Annotated in this window: 1 protein-coding gene; it reads right to left on the bottom strand. The window is 69.6% G+C overall.

The window, feature by feature from the left end:
• Positions 1–214 (bottom strand): TAL effector repeat-containing protein (locus tag F7R02_RS26265; RefSeq protein ID WP_151210395.1); only part of this gene is annotated, 214 nt, incomplete at both ends.

Here is a 214-nt window from a genome sequence, read left to right as displayed (position 1 = left end):
GGCCTGGCACAGCACCGGCAACAGCCGCTGCACCGTCTCCAGCGCCTGCTTGCCACCGCTATTGCTGGCGATGGCCACCACCTGCTGCGGGGTCAGGCCATGGGCCTGGCACAGCACCGGCAACAGCGCCTGCACCGTCTCCAGCGCCTGCTTGCCACCAATATTGCTGGCGATGGCCACCACCTGCCCCGGGGTCAGGTTCAGGGGGGCACCC

Source organism: Xanthomonas cissicola, from assembly GCF_008801575.1.
Taxonomy (GTDB): domain Bacteria; phylum Pseudomonadota; class Gammaproteobacteria; order Xanthomonadales; family Xanthomonadaceae; genus Xanthomonas; species Xanthomonas cissicola.
This window is presented reverse-complemented; position numbering and strand designations above follow the sequence as displayed.